At 39.6% G+C, this 1,789-nt stretch carries 1 pseudogene; it reads right to left on the bottom strand.

What is annotated here, in order from left to right:
• Positions 1 to 913 precede the first annotated feature (913 nt).
• Positions 914 to 1,691, bottom strand: a pseudogene (locus HCUR_RS00740) (IS5 family transposase).
• Positions 1,692 to 1,789: the final 98 nt, after the last annotated feature.

Genomic DNA, 1,789 nt, shown 5'->3' on the forward strand with positions numbered 1-1,789 from the left:
ACTTATAGCGCACTAAGTTCAGTTCTAAATGCGTACCCCCTCTATAATCTGCTTACCCATTCCAAAACGTCTACCCGATTCCTCATCGCTTACTGCTTTTTTCTTCTTCATTTCTAACCCCTTACGATAATGAATACGACACCTTTAAATATCTTCTCTTTTCTGCTATTATAATTCTTTTATATTTAGTGTGCTATATCCTTTTATTACGTCGGAATTAAATCCGTAACATCCATCATGAACTCTCGTGGTGAAATAAGCGTCTCTTGACGCCCCATTGGATGAATAGTTAGCGTGTTAGGCGAGCTCTATTAAATCACCTTGAATTAGATGCGCAACCATGGTATGACGGTAAGATAAGTATTCAAGAGCCTCTAAAGCAATGATTTTTCAGTAAGCAAATAGCGTAACAATACTGAAAACAACTATCCTAAAGCATACTAAAACTGCGTTTTCTATAAAAAAGAAATATGCCATATTAACATTAATATTAAAAGAAGCTGGAAGTTAGCAAAAAAATCTTTTCTTTTGGAGAAGGAGAGTAAGAAAATAAAGATCAATACCTATAAATCATAAAAAAAGATACTGAGGTAAGTTTTTGTATAGTAATTTAGCTTTAAAATAAAATTTAAAAGAATTTAAAAGCATTGAAGTAAAGCTTTATATGATTCAGTCCATTGAGTAATGTGACAGTTAATCCATGTTTTCATATGAATCTAGAACGTGTCTATCAGATTCAGATCTGGTGAATGGGGAGAGGCAAATCACCCTATACCTAAAAGATTCTATCAATTTTTTTGTCTTGTACGCGTTATGAAATGAGGTCTAATCCATAATTAGTCTAGGGTTTAGTGCTTTGATTCAACACTGTGCTTCCCAATGATTAAAAAAATTTGCATCCTAGATAGTGTCGTTACGAGATATTGAGCCAAAGGGCAAGACAGCGTATTTGGGCGGCTGCAAGAAAGGAGGAGCTGTTTTTGGCATATCGCGTGGCGATGCCTCTCCATCGCTTAAGATGCAAGAAGGCATTTTCAACACGATGTCTGATCTTGTACAAGTCTTGGTCATAGAAGCGCTGTTCTTTTCGATTCTTTTTTGCAGGAATCACCGCTTGAATGGTTTGACCGTTTGCCATGTCTAATACAGCATCTGAATCATAGTCTTTGTCGGCTAAAAGACATTGGGCGTTTATGCCCTCAATAAAAGCCTCAGCCTGTGTATAATCAGCTGTTCTACCTTCTGTAACAAGGATTCGCACTGGCATACCAGTCGCATCTACGGCTATATGTATTTTGGAATTGAGCCCCCTTTTGTTTATCCCATGGCTTGGTTTCCACCACGCGCTCCTGCTGCATGAGGGGGTACTTTGATAGGGCTTGCATCAAATCTATGAGCCACTCAAAATCAGGCTCCATCACAAGTGATTCTAACACCCCTTGCCAAACGCCTTTGTCCCGCCATCTGCAAAAGCGTCGATGCGTGTTTTTTCAGTGGCCATACTCAGGAGGCAAATCTCTCCAGGGTGCGCCAGTGCGCAATATCCAAAAGACGGCGTTGATAAAAAGCCTATTATCAGGGGCGATACCTTCCCAGGAACCTTTTCGCCCAGGCAATCGCGGCTCTAAAAGACTCCATATGTGATCTGACATATCATGGCGTCGGTGAGCGCCTACCTTGCATTGATTCATTCTATACCTCATGCTAGCATAGATTGATTCTCGTGACGACACACTCTAGGTGTTTGATCCCAGAGAGTTATGGTATATATTATGAAGATAATAATGCA

Origin of the sequence: Holospora curviuscula, assembly GCF_002930195.1 — a bacterium.
Taxonomy (GTDB): Bacteria; Pseudomonadota; Alphaproteobacteria; order Holosporales; family Holosporaceae; genus Holospora; species Holospora curviuscula.